Origin of the sequence: Pseudomonas sp. UBA5706 (genome assembly GCF_002419965.1) — a bacterium.
Classification (GTDB): domain Bacteria; phylum Pseudomonadota; class Gammaproteobacteria; order Pseudomonadales; family Pseudomonadaceae; genus Aquipseudomonas.
In genome coordinates, this window is sequence record NZ_DIHC01000028.1 from 84,457 (window position 1) to 102,932 (window position 18,476).

17 protein-coding genes are annotated in these 18,476 nt (G+C 58.8%); 2 read left to right on the forward strand and 15 right to left on the reverse strand.

Features of this window, described 5'->3' with window-relative positions; translation table 11 throughout:
* Positions 1 to 10: 10 nt before the first annotated feature.
* The 5 genes from B3I26_RS12630 to hisD form a co-directional block, all read right to left on the reverse strand.
* Positions 11 to 1,132, reverse strand: a complete 1,122-nt coding sequence (locus B3I26_RS12630; protein ID WP_296258077.1) for a Re/Si-specific NAD(P)(+) transhydrogenase subunit alpha — start codon at positions 1,130 to 1,132, stop codon at positions 11 to 13.
* Positions 1,133 to 1,215: 83 nt separating this feature from the next.
* Positions 1,216 to 2,223 (reverse strand): galactitol-1-phosphate 5-dehydrogenase, encoded by a 1,008-nt coding sequence (locus tag B3I26_RS12635; RefSeq protein WP_296258079.1) that lies wholly within the window; start codon positions 2,221 to 2,223, stop codon positions 1,216 to 1,218.
* 31 nt (positions 2,224 to 2,254) lie between these two features.
* Positions 2,255 to 3,592 (reverse strand): MFS transporter, encoded by a 1,338-nt coding sequence (locus B3I26_RS12640; protein ID WP_296258081.1) that lies wholly within the window; start codon positions 3,590 to 3,592, stop codon positions 2,255 to 2,257.
* Positions 3,593 to 3,646: 54 nt separating this feature from the next.
* Positions 3,647 to 4,414 (reverse strand): SDR family NAD(P)-dependent oxidoreductase, encoded by a 768-nt coding sequence (locus tag B3I26_RS12645; RefSeq protein ID WP_296258083.1) that lies wholly within the window; start codon positions 4,412 to 4,414, stop codon positions 3,647 to 3,649.
* Positions 4,415 to 4,495: 81 nt separating this feature from the next.
* Positions 4,496 to 5,809 carry a histidinol dehydrogenase gene (gene hisD, locus B3I26_RS12650; protein ID WP_296258084.1) on the reverse strand — a complete coding sequence of 438 codons (1,314 nt, stop codon included), beginning with the start codon at positions 5,807 to 5,809 and terminating at the stop codon, positions 4,496 to 4,498.
* A 206-nt stretch (positions 5,810 to 6,015) separates the two neighbouring features.
* Between hisD and B3I26_RS12655 the strand changes: the two genes are divergently transcribed.
* Positions 6,016 to 7,020 carry a LacI family DNA-binding transcriptional regulator gene (locus tag B3I26_RS12655; protein WP_296258085.1) on the forward strand — a complete coding sequence of 335 codons (1,005 nt, stop codon included), beginning with the start codon at positions 6,016 to 6,018 and terminating at the stop codon, positions 7,018 to 7,020.
* A 53-nt stretch (positions 7,021 to 7,073) separates the two neighbouring features.
* Here the strand turns inward: B3I26_RS12655 and B3I26_RS12660 are convergent, their stop codons facing one another.
* Complete coding sequence (locus tag B3I26_RS12660; protein ID WP_296258086.1) at positions 7,074 to 8,066, reverse strand: YeiH family protein; 993 nt, start codon at positions 8,064 to 8,066, stop codon at positions 7,074 to 7,076.
* 95 nt (positions 8,067 to 8,161) lie between these two features.
* Here B3I26_RS12660 and B3I26_RS12665 point away from each other — a divergent pair, with 95 nt between their 5' ends.
* Entirely contained in the window at positions 8,162 to 9,067 is a 906-nt protein-coding gene (locus B3I26_RS12665; protein ID WP_296258087.1) for a LysR family transcriptional regulator, read from the forward strand.
* Between the two features lie 334 nt (positions 9,068 to 9,401).
* On the opposite strand, the gene B3I26_RS12670 is transcribed toward B3I26_RS12665, so the two are convergent.
* From B3I26_RS12670 to argH, 9 genes are all read right to left on the reverse strand, one after another.
* Entirely contained in the window at positions 9,402 to 10,385 is a 984-nt protein-coding gene (locus B3I26_RS12670) for an NAD(P)H-quinone oxidoreductase (protein WP_296258088.1), read from the reverse strand.
* Positions 10,386 to 10,406: 21 nt separating this feature from the next.
* A complete protein-coding gene (locus B3I26_RS12675) occupies positions 10,407 to 11,243 on the reverse strand; it encodes an ABC transporter substrate-binding protein (RefSeq protein ID WP_296258090.1) in 837 nt (278 codons plus the stop codon).
* 54 nt (positions 11,244 to 11,297) lie between these two features.
* Positions 11,298 to 12,659 (reverse strand): MmgE/PrpD family protein, encoded by a 1,362-nt coding sequence (locus B3I26_RS12680; RefSeq protein WP_296258092.1) that lies wholly within the window; start codon positions 12,657 to 12,659, stop codon positions 11,298 to 11,300.
* Positions 12,652 to 13,557 carry a polysaccharide deacetylase family protein gene (locus tag B3I26_RS12685; RefSeq protein WP_296258093.1) on the reverse strand — a complete coding sequence of 302 codons (906 nt, stop codon included), beginning with the start codon at positions 13,555 to 13,557 and terminating at the stop codon, positions 12,652 to 12,654. Before B3I26_RS12685 ends, B3I26_RS12680 begins: the two co-directional genes overlap by 8 nt.
* On the reverse strand, positions 13,550 to 14,398 hold the full coding sequence (locus B3I26_RS12690) for a polysaccharide deacetylase family protein (RefSeq protein ID WP_296258095.1): 849 nt from the start codon (positions 14,396 to 14,398) through the stop codon (positions 13,550 to 13,552). The genes B3I26_RS12685 and B3I26_RS12690 overlap by 8 nt, the downstream gene beginning before the upstream one ends.
* Positions 14,399 to 14,492: 94 nt before the next feature.
* Entirely contained in the window at positions 14,493 to 15,323 is an 831-nt protein-coding gene (locus B3I26_RS12695; RefSeq protein WP_296258097.1) for an ABC transporter substrate-binding protein, read from the reverse strand.
* A 30-nt stretch (positions 15,324 to 15,353) separates the two neighbouring features.
* Positions 15,354 to 16,118: an amino acid ABC transporter ATP-binding protein gene (locus B3I26_RS12700; protein WP_296258098.1), complete on the reverse strand. Its 765-nt coding sequence runs from the start codon at positions 16,116 to 16,118 to the stop codon at positions 15,354 to 15,356.
* A 26-nt stretch (positions 16,119 to 16,144) separates the two neighbouring features.
* Positions 16,145 to 17,026, reverse strand: coding sequence for an amino acid ABC transporter permease (locus B3I26_RS12705; RefSeq protein ID WP_296258099.1), 882 nt, complete (start codon positions 17,024 to 17,026; stop codon positions 16,145 to 16,147).
* Between the two features lie 19 nt (positions 17,027 to 17,045).
* Positions 17,046 to 18,473, reverse strand: coding sequence for an argininosuccinate lyase (gene argH / locus B3I26_RS12710; protein WP_296258100.1), 1,428 nt, complete (start codon positions 18,471 to 18,473; stop codon positions 17,046 to 17,048).
* Between the last annotated feature and the right edge of the window lie 3 nt (positions 18,474 to 18,476).

Genomic DNA, 18,476 nt, shown 5'->3' on the forward strand with positions numbered 1-18,476 from the left:
GTTTTTATCCTCAGCCGTTCTTGCGCACGATCTGGCCGTCGCGGCACATCAGGCACGCGGCGACGATGTCGTCTTCGAGGTTGATCTCGAACTGGCCCTCCTTGGTGAAGACCAGCTTCAGGAAATCCAGCAGGTTGCGTGCATAAAGCGCAGAAGCATCCGCCGCGACCAGCGCTGGCAGGTTGGTGTGGCCGACGATGGTCACGCCGTGCTCGATCACCACCTGGTCAGCCACGGTCAGCGGGCAGTTGCCGCCCTGGGCTGCGGCGAGGTCGATGACCACCGAGCCGGGCTTCATCTGCGAGACCGTTTCGGCGCTCAGCAATACCGGCGCCTTGCGGCCCGGAATCAGCGCGGTGGTGATCACGATGTCTGCCTGCTTGGCGCGTTCGTGAACGGCCACGGCCTGACGCTGCATCCAGCTGGCAGGCATCGGACGCGCATAACCGCCCACGCCTACGGCTGCTTCGCGCTCTTCGTCAGTCTCGTAAGGCACGTCGACGAACTTGGCGCCCAGCGACTCGATCTGCTCCTTCACTGCGGGGCGAACGTCGGAAGCCTCGATCACTGCACCAAGACGTTTGGCAGTGGCGATGGCTTGCAGGCCGGCAACGCCTGCACCGAGGATCAGCACGCGAGCGGCCTTCACGGTACCGGCAGCGGTCATCAGCATCGGCATGAAGCGCGGATAGTGATGTGCGGCCAGCAATACCGATTTGTAACCGGCGATGTTGGCTTGCGAGGACAGTACATCAAGACTTTGCGCGCGCGAGGTGCGCGGCGCCGCTTCGAGGGCAAAGGCGGTAATGCCGCGCTCGGCCATCTTGGCGATAGTCTCGTTGTTGAAGGGGTTGAGCATGCCGATCACCACGGTGCCGCTCTTGATCAAGGCCAGCTCGCTGTCGCTTGGCGCGACGACCTTGAGAATGAGCTCGGCGCCGAAGGCATCGCTGGCGCTGCCGATAGAAGCACCTGCCGCCTCATAGGCACTGTCCGTCACGGAGGCGGTAATGCCTGCGCCCGACTGAACGGTGACCTTATGACCCTGGCCAATGAGCTTCTTGATGGTTTCCGCCGTAGCGGCCACACGGGTTTCTCCCGCGCATGTCTCGAGTGGAATGGCGATGTGCACAAACAGACTCCGAATCAAGGGCGCAGCCACCCACCTGGCCGACCGTTCACATAGCCAGGTGGACAGTTCACTGAAAGGAAAACTCAGACTTGCGGTAGTAACACCAGTTTGCTGGAGGCCGTGCGCTGCTCGTGCAGATCATTGAACGCCTGGGGCCCTTCGCTCAGGTCGCGCGTCTCGACCCAGGCCAGATCACCAAAAGCGCCCTCTTCCAACGCCTGCACCGTGGCGTACATGTCGGCCATGCTGTAGGTGTAAGTACCCAGCAGCGACACCTCGGCCAGCGTCAGCTTACGCATATCGATCTCGCTGGCCCAATCCTGCAACCCGATATGCATGATCACTCCGCCCGGTTTCACGGCAGCTAAGGCGGCATTGCGGGTTGGCTTGGCGCCGACCGCATCAATGACGTAATCGAATCCGTTGTCCTCGGCAGTGGTTTCCAGAGGGTTGAACGTTTCGCAACCGGCATGCTGCCTGGCAGAGTCGCGACGCAGCGGATTGACCTCCGCCATGCTGACCCGTCGGCAACCGTAAGAGCGCAACAACAAGGCCGCCAACAGGCCAACCGCACCACCGCCAATGATCAGTGTGCGCACTTCCGGGAGAGGCCGGGCCAAGACTCGCATCGACAGGTTAATCGCATGCAAGGCGGTCGCGGCCGGTTCAGTGACTGCCGCGTGCACCAGCGAGAGACTTTCGGGGATCGGAATCACCGAAGCGGCCGGGATCGCCATGTATTCGGCAAACGCACCTGGGCGGGTCATCCCGATCATTGTGCGATTGGCGCAGAGGTTGTCACGCCCTTGGCGGCAGAACTCACAGTGGCCGCAGGTGATCAGCGGATTTACCGTCACCCGCTGCCCGACCTGCAAGCGCGGTGCAGCCGTTTCCACTACCACTCCGGACAACTCATGCCCCAACACCAGACCAGGCTGACGACGGGGGTCATGACCATGGAAAGCATGCATGTCAGAACCGCAGATCCCGGCGGCCGCCACCTTGATAATCACCTCGCCGGGCTGCAATTCAGGATAAGGTCGCTCGAGCAGTTGCATTTCCAGAGGCTGCGTATAAACCAGAGCTTTCATATGAATTCCTTCTTATCGTTATGGGTGTCGATCAGCGCGCAGTGGCCGGTTCGAAAGCGCCTTGCTCGGCGCCGACCGCACGGCGTCGGCCGATCCAGCGTGCACACCAGGCGCTGAGCAGGCCGATGCACAAGACGTATGTACAGAGAAACCAGGGATTACCCGCATCGACGGTGGTGAGGACTGCGGCAATGATCGGCGTCATGCCACCCGCGAACACCCCGGCGACTTGATACACGAAGGAGATCCCGGTGTAGCGCACCGACGCGTCGAAGCACTCCGAGAACAAGGAAGACATCGTCCCGAACACCGCCGCATGGAAGATCCCGAAGGGGATGATGATTGCCAGCCACACCAGCACCAGGTGCTGAGGAAAACTGTGCATCACCCAGAAGGCAGGAAACACCGACAGCGCCGAGAGAAACGCACCCATTCCATAGATACGTGCTTTACCCACCCGGTCGGCGACATGTCCCCAAAAGGGTATGAAACAGCTCATCAGTAACGCGCTGAGCATGATGCCCACCAGCGCGCTGGTCCGCGGCAGGTGCAACTGTTGAGTAAGGTAATTGAGTGAGTAGACGCCAAACACGTTGAAAAACACCCCGTCGATCATCCGGGCGCCCATGCAGGCGAAGATCATCTTCGGATAACGACGTAGCATGTCGATAATAGGCAGACTTTGCCGGGCGCGGGCCCGTACTTTCTGCTTGGCCTCTTTGAAATCACCGGTTTCGCTGACGCTGGTGCGTATATAGCTGCCAACGAGCACGAACACGCCACTGAGCAGAAACGCGCAGCGCCAGCCCCAACTCATGAATTGCTCGTCACTGAGCAGCCAGGACAACAACCCGATGACGCCCGATGCCGAGACCAGCCCAAGGGACATACCTATTTGCGGCAGGCTGGCAAAAAATCCACGGCGAGCGGGCGGCGCTGATTCGTAGGTCATCAACACCGAACCGCCCCACTCTCCGCCCAAGCCGATGCCCTGGAAAATCCGGCAGGTGAGCAACAGGATAGGCGCGAGCACGCCGATCTGGTCATAGGTGGGGATCAGGCCAATCAGCACCGTCGCACCGCCCATCAAAGCCAGCGTGATGATGAGCATTTTCTTGCGGCCCAAGGTGTCGCCGAAATGCCCGAATACGATGCCACCCACCGGCCGCGCGATAAAACCTACCGCGAACACCCCATACGAGAGCAGCACCGATGTCATGGGGTCATCGCCTGGGAAGTACAGCTTGTTGAACACCAGACCGGCGACTACGCCGTAGAGAAAGAAGTCGTACCATTCGATAACCGAGCCGAGAATGCTTGAAATCGTAGCGCGACGCAGATTGGATGAAGCAGGAACTGTGGAAGTCATTGTTTTTATCTCCACGATCAAACCGCTTTTGGCTGCCCACTGGGCAGGCCGGGATTAGTTGGCGGTATAGCCGCCATCGACCATCAACGTCTGGCCGGTGACATAGCTGCTGGCATCGCTGGCGAAAAACAGAGTAGCGCCAACCAGGTCTTCAAGGGTTCCGTTGCGGCCCATGCATGTCCGCTCGGCGTGGCGCTGTGCCAACGCTTCGTCTGCGAATACCCGTGCGGTCAGCGCAGTGGGGAAAAAGCCGGGGCCAATAGCATTGCAAGTGATGCCTTGGCGGGACCAGCGCTGGGCGATGGCTCGCGTCAGTTGCACAATCCCACCCTTGCCACCACCGTATGGCGCGCTATCAGCAAACGCTCGGAAGGACTGCAACGAGGCGATGTTGATAATTCGCCCCCACCCATTTTTGGCCATGGTGGGCGCAACTGCCTGGACCAGAAAAAAAGGCGCTTTGAGATGCAGAGCAAGTTGCTCGTCCCACGTTTCTGAACTGACCTGTTCAAACGGTTCACGGCGATTTACGCCTGCAGCATTGACCAGAATGTCGACTGCCCCGAATCGCTGAATAAGATCTTGTGCGGCCGCTTTCAGCGCGATGACCGACGTGAGGTCGCAGCATTGATAACTGGCCTCGATATCTTGCGCCTGCAAGTGAGCTGCCTGCTGTCGCAGCGCATCCTCACCACGGGACATGAGAATTACGCGGGCACCTGCGGCGCCCAGTGCCTGGGCCATCGCTGCGCCAATACCGGAGCCACCGCCGGTAATCAGCGCAGTGCGCCCATGGAGGTCAAACAATTTTGCCGGATTCATGAAAACACTCCTGTCACCCGGACCGTGGTCCGGGCTGGCATGGATAAATAACTCACGATTGTTCACCGGATACGGCGCGAATCAGCGGGTGACCGGCTCGCCGCAAACAAAGCTCTCGCCAGGAAAATACTTGGCCAACCGATCGTCAGCGGTTCGCGCATGAGCTTCCATGCCCTCAAGGCGTGAAATGCGGGCCGTAACTTCACCGATCTGTCGCACAGCTTCACGAGGCATGCGTTGCCAGGTCAGGGTTTTCAGGAACTTGTGCACCGACAGCCCGCCCGAGTAACGTGCGGCACCCTTGGTCGGCAGGACGTGGTTTGGCCCGCTGCACTTGTCGCCAAAAGCAACTGTGGTTTCCTCACCCAGGAACAGCGACCCGTAACACGTCAGATTTTCCAACCACCAGTTGAGATCCTCGGTGTGCACTTCCAGATGCTCACTGGCGTAGCGATCTGAAATCTCCACCACCTCCTCGCGACTGTCACAAAGGATGACTTCACCATAATCACGCCAGGCACAGAACGCGGCATCGCGCGCAATGGGAGGCAGCGCCTCGATCAACGCGGGCACCTTGGCCATGACCGCCTCGGCCAGACTGCGTGAGGTGGTGAACAACCACGCTGGCGACTCATGGCCATGCTCAGCCTGCCCTACCAAGTCGCTGGCGACGATGTTCACATCTGCACTGTCATCGGCAATCACCGCGACTTCCGAGGGGCCCGCGAATACATCAATACCTACCTTGCCAAACAACGTGCGCTTGGCCTCAGCTACAAATTTATTGCCGGGACCAACCACCACGTCTGCAGCTTTACCAGTAAATAAACCGTAGGCCATGGTGGCGATCGCCTGTACTCCCCCAAGGGTCATGATCATGTCAGCACCCGCTGACTTGAACGCGTAGAGCACATAGGGGTGAATACTTTCGCCGAGAAACGGGCTGGAGCAGGCCATGATGGTTTTAACGCCGGCAGCCTTGGCCGTCGCGACGCCCATGTACGCCGAGGCGATGTGCGCGTAACGGCCAGCCGGCGCGTAACAGCCCACCACGTTGACCGGAATTACCTTCTGACCTGCAATCACGCCCGACGGCAGCGTGACCTCGAAATCCTCCACCGAGCGACGCTGAGCGCAGGCAAATTCGTAGACCTGGCGAGCCGCAAAATCGATGTCGTCCCGAACTCGCTTGGGTACCTCGGCGGTGCGTCGATCGATCTCAGCATCGCTCAGGAGGATCTCACCGCTCCATTTGTCTAGTTTGAGGGCGTATTCACGTACCGCGTCTTCGCCGCGCTGCTCAATGTTGGTAAGCATCTCGTTGACCACCTCTTGGGCGGTCGCAGTATTAGATTCAGCGGTTTTACTGGCTTGCTTGAGATAGGTGATGGTCATGGTGTCTCCGTGCCTGGGTCACGTTTTTGTTTTTGTAATGTGGATGCCAAAGCGTCAATGCGCCTGGGACCGTCGACAAGCCCTTCATGAAACAAAATGAAAGCGCTTTCATTCACTGTAGACCTATAAATCATCAGGTCAAGAACCTTGAGCAAAAAGTGCCGAATGGTTGTATTGTCAGTGTTCGCCTAGACACATGACCGCACATGACCTCACGCCCCAGACTCCATGATGTAGCCGCCTTGGCTGGCGTCTCTCCAGCCACGGTTTCCCGTGCCTTGTCCAATCCACAGCTGGTTCGTTCTGATACGCGGGAGAAAATACAAGCCGCGATCGAACGGCTTGGCTACCTTCCCGATGGATCAGCTCGAGCGTTGGCGTCTGGTCGGGCACGTATCATCGGTGCAATCATGCCGACCATGGACAACGCAATCTTTGCTCGCGCAGTCCAAGGCATGCAGACAACCCTCGCCAATGAGGGGTACCAACTGCTGCTGGCTACTCACGAGTACAATCCGAGTGCCGAGCTTGAACTGATTCGCGCGCTGCTGGGCCAGGCCATTGATGGGTTGGTATTGGTAGGAGCGGATCACCCACCACAGGTCTGGGAGATGGTTCGGGCCCATGATGTGAGGCTTCTGGTCACTTGGGCAAAGCATCCTACTCATCCGTCGTTAGCTTTCGATAACTACCGCGTCGGGCAACTGGCTGCAGATCATTTGCTGCAATTGGGCCATAGGCACATGGGAGTGATCTCAGGTTTCTTCCGCCACAACGACCGGGCGCGCGCCCGGTTGGCTGGATTCAGGGAAACCTTGTGCAAAGCAGGCTGCGTGCTGCCCGATGGCAACGTGGTGGAACAACCTTTCGGCTTCGAAGGCGGCCGCTCGGGGCTCAATCAACTATTGCAACTGAAAACACCGCCAAGCGCGGTGTTCTGCGGTAATGACGTGTTATCGGTGGGCTGCCTGTTCGAAGCACAGGCGCTAGGGCTCGATGTGCCCGGTCAGCTATCCATTGTTGGATGTGACAACCTTCCCTTGACTGCCCAAGTGAACCCCGGCGTCACCACCGTGCTTTTGCCAACGTTCGAACTCGGTCAGCGTGCTGCCACGACCATGCTGCAGTGGATTCGCACCAGTGAGCTCCCCGAAAGCGAATTCCTCCCCATCGAGCTGATCGTAAGGGGCACCACTGCTGCTCCACGTTGATAGCAACCCTGGCTCTTTGCCAGGCATGTTGGGTCACAAACGGGGAAAGTGCATCAAGCCATCCAGATATGAACCGTCAGCAGCCCTCCCCCCATCAGCATGATGAAGAGACTCAGAGCCAACACGAAAGGCTTGATACCCAGTGCCTTGAGCTTGTCCAGACGGGTCTCGTAACCGAGCGCGGCCATGGCCATTGTCAACGCGATCTGCCCAGCCAATACGAGGGTACTGTGAACCTCCTCGGGCAGCACCACGAAGCTGTTGAATACAACCACTGCCAGAAATCCGAAGGCGAACCAGGGAATGATGATTTTCTGCCGGGTCTGCAAATCATCACTCGCGTGGCGCCCTGTCCACCATTGACCGATGATCAGCAGGAAAGGCACCAATAGCATGACCCGTACGAGCTTCACGATAACGGCGTTTGCCAGCGCATCCGGCCCTACCGCATCACCTGCAGCAACGACTTGTGCGACCTCGTGGATGGTTGCACCAATGTAGATGCCGAAGATGTGCTCACCCAACCCCGTGAGCGGATACAGCAACGGGTACATAAGCATCGCCAACGTCCCGAACAGGACGACCGTCGCCACAGCCATCGCGGTCGCAGCAGGCCTGGATCGTATGGCCGCTTCGGTAGCAAGTACCGCAGCCGCGCCGCAAATGGCACTGCCAGCGCAGGTCAGCAGAGTGACGTCTTTATCCAGTTTGAGCACTCGGGTTCCGATGACGTACCCAACCACCATCACAATGGTGATGACTCCCACATCAAGGGCAATCACGCCCGGGCCCAGCTTCATGATCTGCTGCAGCGTCAATGAGAGCCCAAAGAGCACGATCCCGCTGCGCAATAACCAGCGAGTGCAGAAATGCAGCCCACGCTGAGTCGACGGTATGGCTTTGACGCCGGGAATGTTGCCTACCACGATCCCAAGCAGCAGCGCGAACACTAACGGGCTAAAACCGCTTTGGTGGAGCAACGGGATTCTACTCAGTGCGTACCCACCCAATGTGAGCAATCCACTTAGAACAAGGCCTCGAAACATGAAGTGGTCTCCTCTGTGACGACTTCGCAAAACTAGCCCTGTTTGACTGCTAAGAAAAAATGGTTATAACGATATAACCATTCGGAGAAAGCGAAATGAACTTTGGAGTCAGCTTTCGTCAACTGCAGGTCTACGTCACTGTTGCCAAACTCGGCGGGATAGGGGCGACTGCACATAGGCTCAACCTTTCGCAGTCAGCGACGAGCCAGTCGCTTTCGGACCTGGAAAGACATCTGGGCGTACCGTTGTTCGAGCGAACCGGTCGCAGATTGATTCCTACAGATGCCGGGCTGCGGGTGCTGAACCAGGCTGAGGCGTTGCTTGATGGCTTAGTCAGTTTTGTGGAAAACGCCCGCGAGCCTGACGGTGCGATTCATGGCAACTTGCTCATCAGCGCAAGCGCGACCATCGGGACCTATCTCGTACCCTCATTGATCGGCAGTTTCTGCGACGCTCACCCGCATGCCGATCTCCAGGTACGCCTGCGCAACACAGAGGAAGTCCTGTCCGACGTTCTGAGATTCGAGGCCGACATTGGGCTGATCGAAGGCCCATGTACGGATGAGCGGCTGGTTGCCCAATACTGGCGTGATGACGAACTCGTGATCGTTTGTGGAAATTCGCATCCATTGGCAGCCCAGAGAACGATTGATGATGCGCAAATCGCTAATGAAGCGTGGATCGTGCGAGAAGCGGGATCCGGAACGCGCTCTGTGCTTGAGTCAGCCATTGCAGGCCACGCGCAGCGTTTGAAGGTTCGGATGGAGCTTGGCCAGCATGAAGCAATCAAGGAAGCCGTTCGCGGTGGCTACGGGCTCGCATGTTTACCCAGGCTGAGCGTGAATCAGGAACTCGCCAGAGGATCACTGGTTGAACTTGAGAATCCGTTGAATCTCAAACGGGCCTTCCACGTCGTCTGGCATCCGAAGCGCTACCACAGCCCAGTCTGGCAAGCCTTCAAGGTTCACCTGCAAGCGGCTCTTACTCCGGCTGTCAAATAACTCCTGATCAAGCGCCGCTCACTCATCCGGTCATCCGACTCAGGAGCAGAAAGCCAAACCCAATCGTGGTTTAAGTCTTGAGTCGGTGAGGCCTACTTCCGAAAGTTCGAAGTAGAATCTCGCCACCGGTATGCGATATTTCCTTGAGCAGTTCCTAAACTTAGATGCTCATCAGTCTGCTTTTTACCTCTTTTCAGCCGCTAGAGGATTGGCAAAGCGGATGCGAGACGAACGCTCTAGCAGGGGTGCAAACATTGTCACGTCGGCCTCTATCCTTAAGCGAAAAGCTAGGAATCTGCGCAATGTAGGGACGCCGGTCTGAATCACGACAGCATTACCTGCGGCTATCCATAACGATTTTCCCGATATGACACCCTGACTCCATATAATGATGAGCATCGCTCACCTCGCCCAAAGCGAATACACGATCAATCACTGGTTTTATCAGCCCAGCCTTCAGCAGTGGCCATACATCTCGTACCACCCCAGCAACAATCGCCTGCTTCGCGGTCGCAGAACGATCACGCAGTGACGTTGTATGCAACGAAGCGCGTTTGCCCATCATTTTTCCGAGATGTACAGAGGCTTCACGCCCGCCCTGCAGACCGATCATCACTATACGGCCGTCATACGCTAGTGCGTCGATGTTATGCTCCAGATATTGAGCGCCCATGTTGTCCAGAATCAGATCGACTCCCCGCCCCTGGGTAACGTCTCGCACCACATGCACAAAATCATCGGTACGGTAGTTGATCCCGACATCGGCACCTAACGCCAGACAACGTTTTAACTTGTCCGATGAACCCGCTGTGGTCAGCACTCTGGCTCCCCAATGCCGAGCCCACTGTATCGCCAGAGAACCCACGCCCCCTGCACCGCCGTGGATCAACACCGTCTCACCTGGCTGCAGACACCCTATGTCTCTGAGATTCGACCATAGCGTGCATGCCGCTTCTGGTAATGCGGCAGCATCCAGTAGAGAAACGCCCTCAGGACAAGGCAGTAACTGAGTGGCAGGCACGCAAACCCGTTCCGCATAGCCGCCGCCCGATAACAAGGCGCACACCCTATCGCCTACGTGCCAGCCGCTGACGCCCTCGCCTGTTCCCGCGATGATTCCCGAGCATTCTATGCCCAGCAGGGCCTCTACCCCGCTGTCCATCAGATATGTGCCACGCCTTTGTAGTAGATCGGCATAGTTAAGCGCCGTGCCACACACATCGATCAACACTTCACCGGTTGCAGGATTCGGATCGGAGCGCTCTACCACCTTTAGAACGTCGGGATCGCCAACACGCTCGAAGATCACCCCTTTCATGCCACAACTCCCTTTAGCTGATTATTGACCGCCGTCGACCATCGCCTGGGTGACCGCCTGGCTCTCCAGATTCCATTTCTTGAGGATCGCTTGGTACGTGCCATCTTTGATCAGCAGATCAAGCCCCTTGACCAACGCATCTCGCACAGCCCCATTGGTTTTGGCGACGGCGAAACCGAAGTGATGAATCGACAACGGCTGGCCGACCAGCACATATGTGCCTGGCTCCTGACTCATGAGGTATTTGACGTACTCAGGTCCCAATACCACTGCCGCCAATCGTTCCTGCTGCAAATCCAGGCGTGACGCCGATGCACCTGCCGTGCCTTGAATAGTGGCGGCGGTCTTGCCCGTGCTCACGCAATGGCTTTCGTTCCACGCAATCACCTCCGGGTAGTAGTTAGTGGTGCGGGGCGTGCCGATGGACTTGCCACAGAACGCCTCGGGCGTCGCGCCTGCGTCGCTGTTTGCCACAGTGGTGAACATCTGCGCGCCGGTCTGCAGATAGTCAACAAAGGTCATTTCTGTCCGCCGTTTTGGCAGATCAGTAATGGCCGTACCAATGACATCGATACGCCCTGTACTGAGGCTGCTGGTCAGTTGCTCGAAGCTCATCTCCTCCAGCTTGATCTGTACTTGCATCACCTTGCCCAACGCGTTGAACAAGTCGATGTTGAGACCCACACTGTGGTTAGTCGCCGGGTCGCGATAGGACATCGGTGGGTACGTCGCTTCCACGCCTACGGTTAGCGCCTGGTCCGGCGTTGCTCCCAACGCCGAAGAGCAACAGGCAACTAGCATCGTTGCCAATGCGCCACCTTTACAGAGCACCGCGGTCTTTTTGCATACGTCCAGCATGATCGATTTTCCTTGCGTCATAAGTTCAGGGACAAAAGTCAAGCGCAGCAGGCTTCAGTCGAAGCGCAAAAGGTCGAGCAGTGAGTGCAGGTTGTTAGCCTTGTCCAGGTCCAGGCACACCTTTGCCAATTTTTGGGCTTGTACGGCTGGGATTGCGCGACGAGCCAGCGAGTTAAACTTTTCCAGCAGTTGAGTATCACTAACCGGATTCAACGGACCACCCAGAGGCGCCTTCACTTGCTGTGTGGCGTGGCGACCATCGCGGGTGAACACCGTCACAACAGGCTCTTCCAGTGGGGCAAATTGGGCATCGACGCGCATCGTAATCCGACCCATAAAGCCGAGTATTTGGGCAGAGCTCCTTTCGTGCGGATCGTAGGCGTCCAGTCCTGCATGCCCACGCAGACAACGCACCGCCAGAGCATAAGGCAAGCTCATCTGTGAAGCGGCAAGGGTTGTAGTGTCCACCCCGGCACACATCCCGACGAGGAAAGCGCTGGCTTTGACATCAATGGATTTGATCGCGTGAGCCTCAATGTTCAGCGTCTTCAACAGATCACCGATGGCGTCGATCGCCGAGTGAGTACCCCGACAGGCTGCGTAGGGCTTGATCGAGCACCGTGCCAGCTTCCAGACACTGCCCAGATCGGCTGTCAGCGCTTGAGGCCGAGCTGCATCTCGGGCAAGCGTGCAAAGAAAACCACCCCAGACATCATCAAACACTTGTCCTGGGCCGGACACTGCGTTTTTGGCCAGCAACGCAGCCAGCAGGCCGCTCTCGGCGGGTCGACCGGCATGCAGCTTTTTGCTATCCGTGCCATCATGAATAAACGCCCACAAACCGCCACTCATGCTAGCGGCCAAGCCCAATGTCCATGAGGTTTGCTTCTCATCGAGCTTGAGCAACCGCGCGCACGCCGCCGCCGCACCGAATACGCCACAGGTACCGGTGGAGTGCCAGCCTGCCTCGTTGTGCGGCGAATAGCCGCCGCAGGCTTCCAGCACCCGACGAGCGATGTCGTAGCCGATGACCATCGCGTGTAGCAGCTCTTTACCGTTGGGCATCGGAGCGCACAACGGCAAGACCGCGAGCATCGCGGGCACGACCACGGCACCGGAGTGATCACAGCCACCTGCATCATCCAGTTCCAGCGCGTGAGCAGCGATGCCGTTGACCAATGCAGCATTGCGTGGCGACAATCCATGCGCACTCCCCCATATGCCTGCTGGCCCGCTGGCTTCGCAGATCTGCAGAGCACGCAGGCAGCGCTGGGTCAGCTCAGCGTTGGCTCCAGCCAGCGCAGCGCCGAGGGTGTCGAGGAGGTGCCGCTTGGCTTTTTCAATCAGTTCGACCGGCAAATCTTCATAGCGGCTGTTGCAGATAAAGTGGCTAAGCACCTGTTGCGGATTAGTCATGGCGTTGGCCTTGCAAGTGTTTGTCGAAGATCGCTGCCGGGTGATCCTCGGGCAACTCGCTGCGGGTTTCACTCCACCAATCGGCGACTTCCTCGGCGCTGGCGAACCAGACATCCGGCTGTGCTTTGAGCCAGCGCAACAATTCTTGAAACAGGCCGCTGCGCCCTACCGTGCCGAGGGTTTCCGGGTGCAGGCGCATAACGTAGCACAGGCCGAAACGGTGGAATCCAGCGAAGTCCTGTTGCCAGTTTTTCAGCACCTCAACGTAAGAACCGATACGCGCCTGGCTGGGCGGCACTGCGGGCGACAGGTTGAAAGCGAAGTACGGCTCGTCTTCAAGCTCCACGTGCTGCGGCAACTCCACCAACGGCACCGCGTCGGGTTGCGCAGAGGGGTGCAGGTACGGCAGGTCGTCACCGGCCCACGACGATGACCAACTGATGCCCTCTGCCCGCAACGCATCGCTCAAGCCCGGCGCGTAGCTCCCGGCAGGTGCGCGAAAGCCGCTGGGACGCAGCCCGGTCAATTGCTCAAGCACGTCACAGCCGCGGCGGACCGACGCCTGTTGTCCGGCGAGGTCCAGCAGAGAAAAATCTTCGTGACGATAACCGGCGCAGGCAATTTCATGACCGGCGGCATGAATCGCACGCACCACTTGCGGATTTTCTTCGGCGACGATGCCAGGAATGCACCAACTGGCGCGAATGTTCTCTTCGGCCAGCACGTCGAGCATGCGCTGCACGCCTCTTGTACTGCCGTAGCGCCACACCGACAGGCTTTTGTCGCGACCGGCAATGGCCGGTACTTGGGTCAGAATGCCGTGGATGTCGTTGTAATCGATGGTGATGACCACGGCGCAACGATACGGCACCGGCCATACGCATTTGGTCTCACGCATTTCCGTGCTCCTTGACCCAAAAGCTGGCGATATCATTGCAGGTGGCGAACCACACGTCGGTGTAGCTGTGCATATGCTCAAGGAAGCGTTCGAGCAGGGCGATACGCCCCGGCTTCGCAGAAATCTTCGGGTGGAACAACGTGGTCATGCATAGTCCTTCGCGATAGCTGCCGTCGAACTCGTGGCACCAGTTGTCGAGGGTCTGTTCATAGCTGGCGATGCGGTCCAGGCCACAGGGATAATTCGGGCCGCGCGTGTAGGCCAGTGAGGCATAGTCATCCAGCTCCCAGCGGCCGGGGATTTCCACCAGCCCGTTAGGAGTGCCGGGCACCTCGATGAAATACGGACGGTCGTCGCCGCGCATGCTGCTGGAGTAGGTCACGCCGCACTCCATCAATAGCGCAGGTGTTTCCCGGTGCCAATCGCCCGAGGGGGTGCGGAAACCCGTGGCGACAATCCCCAGATGACGCTTGAAGATATCGGCGCTGATCCTCATCACCTCACGTTGCTGGTTGAGGTCCAAGGCAAAAAACGATTCGTGGCGGTAGCCGTGGTAGGCCACTTCATGGCCGTGCTCGATAATCGCCTGGCACTGTCTAGGCCAGTTTTCGACCACCCAGGCCGGGACAAAAAAAGTTGCCGGAGTCGCATGCTCCTTGAGCATGTCGAGCAAACGCGGCAGGGCGCGATAGGGGCCATAGCCGCCAAACGTGAAGTACTCGGGCTTGCCCCAGATCGAGCCGTCGAGCATCGCGGCTCCGGTGGGCCCGTCCAGATCAAAAGCCAGTGCTACGCTTGCGCGTGCCTTTGCGGGCCAGCGAAGATCGGTGGTGCGATGCATGGAATTCTCCTGCAGGAAATCGCAACGAATGGAGGCGACACTCAAAGCAGCTGGGGGCTGGAGGCAAGCACCCTCGCCTCCAGCCCCACCAGACTTACTTCGCGCCGTTGATCTGCGCTGCGTCCACTGAGCCGTCTTCCAGATCCCACTTCTTGAGGATCTTCTGGTAAGTGCCATCCTCGATCATGGCGTCAAGGGTCGCGGCAATGGCGGCACTCAGTTCGGGGTTGCTCTTGGCGACACCCAGACCGGTCAGTTGACGGGCCAATGGCCCACCGATGACCTTGAACACGCCCGGCTCCTGGGACTGAATGTACGGCAGGGTTTCGCTGCCCTGAACCGCCCCGTCCAGACGCGCCTGACGCAACTGGGCACGCGCATCGGCGCTGCCTTCGGTGCCGACGACGGTGATCGCTGGCAAGCCTTTGGCTTCGCAGTTCTGCGCGCTCCACTTGGCGATTTCCACCGGGAAGGTGGTGCGGCGGCTAGTGCCGACCTTTTTGCCGCAGAAGTCAGTGGCGGTCTTCAGATCCTTCTGGGTTTGCAAGGTGTAGAACTGCGGGCCGGTGCTGAAGTAATCGACGAAGTCGACGGTCTTTTGCCGTTCCGGCGTATCGGTCATGCCCGACAGCACGATGTCGATACGGTTGGTGGTCAGGCCGCTGACCATTTGTTCAAACGCGGTTTCCTGCCAGCGGAATTCGACGCCCAGGCGCTTCGACATCTCCATGCCCAGATCGTAGTCAACGCCGGTCAACTGATTGGTGACCGGATCCTTGAAATCCATCGGCGGGTAGTTCGGCATGATGCCTGCGGCAATGAAGCCTTTGTCTTTGATGGCCTGGGGCAACGCGTGAGTCTGGGCGGCAAACGCCGATACCGAAACCAGAGCGGAAAGAGCTGCAGTCAGTGCGATGAGTTTCAAATCGGTGATCCTCGAAATCAGGGAAAAGGTTCAGTTCAAAACGGCAGAAATAAAGTCTTGCGTCCGCGCATTGCGCGGGTTCATCAACACGTCTTCTGGCGAGCCGGTTTCGATGATTTGACCTGCATCCATGAACACCACGCGGCTGGCAACTTCGCGGGCAAAGCCCAGTTCGTGGGTGACGACAACCATGGTCATGCCGCTTTTGGCCAGATCGCGCATGACCGACAGCACCTCGCCCACCAACTCGGGATCGAGGGCGGAAGTCGGCTCGTCGAACAGCATCAGTTTCGGGCGCATGGCCAACGCCCGGGCAATCGCGACACGTTGCTGCTGGCCCCCTGAAAGTTCGATCGGATAGGCATCGGCCTTGGCTTCGAGACCGACCCGGCGCAACAACTCCAGCGCCAGTTCGCGGGCCTCCTCCACCGGGCGACGGAGCACCTGGCAAGGGCCTTCGATGATGTTTTCCAGCACCGTCATGTGAGAGAACAGGTTGAAGCGTTGAAACACCATTCCGGTCTTCAGACGTTGCCGAGAGATCTGCTCATCGCCCAGCTCGATCAGCTTATGGCCATCGGTGCGGTAGCCAAGTATTTCGTCATCGACCCACATCCCGCCCTGATCGATTTTTTCCAACTGATTGATACACCGCAGCAAGGTACTTTTACCGGAGCCGGACGGGCCGATGATGCACAGCACCTCGCCGTGCGGGATCTCCAGTTCGATGTTCTTCAGCGCGTGGAAATCGCCGAAGTACTTGTTCACCGCTACCGCTTTCACAATATTTCGCATGACTCGACTCCTTGACGCCTGACGGCTCAGTTGCGTTTCCCGGCGCCGCGCGCAAAACGCCGCTCCAGCTTGCCTTGACAGAACGTCAGGACCGTCACCACGGCGAGGTACCAGATACCGGCGACGATCAACAGCTCCATTACTCGGGCGTTGGCGTAGTAGATGTTTTGTGCGTTGTGCAGCAGTTCGGAGTACTGGATCACACTCGCCAGGCTGGTCATTTTCACCATGCCGATGAACTCGTTACTGACCGGCGGAATGATGATGCGCATGGCCTGCGGCAGAATGATCCGGCGCAGCGCTTGCAGGCGCGGCATGCCGATCGACTTTGCCGCCTCGTATTGCCCTGTGTCCACCGAGAGCAGGCCAGCGCGCACGACCTCTGCGGTGTAGGCGCCCTGGTTGATGCCAAGGCCCAGCAATGCAGCAACGAAGGGCGTGATCACTTCAACGGTCTTGAACTCGATGACGCCAGGAATGCCCAGGGTCGGGAAGATCAATGCGAGGTTGAACCACAGCAACAACTGAAGGATCAGCGGTGTGCCGCGGAACAGCCAGGTGTAGCCCTGCGCAACATAGCGCAGCAGCGGGTTCTGCGACATGCGCATGACGGCAATCACCACACCCAGCAGCACACCCAGCGCCATCGCCAGAATGGACATGGTGATGGTGTTCAGCAGGCCGAACATGATCGACTCAGCCGTGAGGAACTGACCGACAAAGGACCATTCGATGTTGCCTTTGGCGAACGCCTGCGCGAGCCCGATCAGCAACACGACGATGATCACCGCGGCGCAGATGCGTCCGTAATACCGACGCGGGACGACCTTGTACGTCGAGATGTCGTATTTCGCCTCGAGCGAAACGCCGGGGCGTTGGGCGCCCCTGGATGCCTGGATATTAGCCATGGTGATGCTCCCGGAAGCGTCAGCCGCGTGGACCGGCATAGTCGTTGGCCCAGTTTTCCTGTGCCGCCAATTGCTGCTTGAAGCGGGTGATCTGCTCGGCAACGCGGACCGGAGACGTACCGCCATGACCACTGCGTGCCGCCAGCGCCGCTTCCAGGGTCAGGCACTCGAGCACGTCCGGGGTCAGGCGAGGGTCGGTTTCGGCCAACATTTGTGGGGTCAGTTGCTCAAGGCCGATGTCCTGGGCCTCACACAGTTGAACCAGTTGCCCGGTAATTTCGTGGGCCTCTTTGAACGGTACACCGCGCACTGCCAGCCAGTCGGCGACTTCAGTGGCGAGGGTGAAACCCAATGGCGCCTGGCGCAGCAGTTCGTCGCTGCGCACGGTCATGGTCCGCACCATTCCGGCAAAGGCCGGGAGCACCAGGTGAACGGTTTCCAGGGTGTCGATGATCGCGTGTTTGTCTTCGCTCAAGTCGCGGTTGTACGACAGTGGCTGCGCCTTGAGCACCGACAGGATGCCGGTCAGCGAGCCGATCAGGCGGCCTGACTTGCCACGGGCGAGTTCGGCGATGTCCGGGTTCTTTTTCTGCGGCATGATCGAGCTACCGGTGGCATAGCCGTCGTCCAGGTCGACCCAGCGGAACTGCCGCGACGTCCATAGGCAAAACTCTTCGGCCATGCGCGAAATGTTGATGCCGAGCATGCTGCAGCAGAACAGGAATTCAACGACGTGATCGCGACTGGCAACGGCGTCGATCGAGTTTTCGCAGGGGCCGCTGTAGCCCATTTCAGCGGCCGAGCTGTGCAGGTCTCGGGCGATGGCAGAGCCTGCCAATGCTGCGGCGCCCAGCGGCGAAAGGCTGAAGCGCTTGTCAAAATCCTGCAAACGCTGGATATCACGATGGATCGCTTGCGCATGGGCCATCAGGTGATGGGCGAAGACGATCGGCTGAGCCTGTTGCAGGTGGGTGAAGCCAGGGGCGATGGTATGGATGTGCTGCTCAGCCTGCCCTACCAGCGATTTTTGCAACTCGACAATGGCAAGGGTCAACACACGAACCTGATCACGCAGGAACAGGCGCATGTCGTTGGCCGACTGGTCGTTACGTGAGCGGCCTGCGCGCAGCTTGCCGCCCAGAGTGCCAAGGCGTTCAGTCAGCAGGCGCTCGATAAAGGTGTGCACGTCTTCGTCGGCGGCGATGGGCTCGACCTTGCCAGCGGCAAAATCCTCATCGATTGATTGCAGGGCCGCAACGATGCGCTGCGTCTCTTCGGCGTCCAGCAGGCCGGCGCGTTGCAGTTCGTTGGCATGCGCCTTGGATCCTGCGACGTCGTAAGGCGTCAGGCGGAAATAGGCTTTCGGAGAACGTGACAGATTGGCCATGGCCTCAGCCGGGCCGGATTTGAACCGTGCACCCCAAAGACGCTCAGTAGTATCGGACATTGA